Raw genomic sequence first — 230 nt, 5'->3', positions numbered from 1 at the left:
CGCCCAAGTTTCAGTTCTGGAGCATCACCGGCGCTTGGCGAAGAGCTTTATGACCAGTTGGTAGGGATGGCAAAGGAGAGGCACTCTAAAATTGCCACCGGCAGCTTTGGTGCAGATATGAAAGTCATTCTGCTCAACGATGGGCCGGTGACATTCTTGTTGGAAGCCTGATACTCTGAAGCGGCAAGTCTGCCTGTATGGGGGCTTGCTACAGCAAACAGTATTCAATT

At 50.9% G+C, this 230-nt stretch carries 1 protein-coding gene; it reads left to right on the top strand.

Annotated elements, in window-relative coordinates:
• A partial coding sequence (locus ACY2RR_RS24895) for a D-aminoacyl-tRNA deacylase (protein ID WP_490110883.1) occupies positions 1-171 on the top strand: 171 nt, incomplete at its 5' end.
• Positions 172-230: the final 59 nt, after the last annotated feature.

Source organism: Parendozoicomonas sp. 2304DJ65-17, from assembly GCF_058148445.1.
Note: the sequence above shows the minus strand (reverse complement) of the source record. Positions and strands in the feature narration are given on the sequence as shown.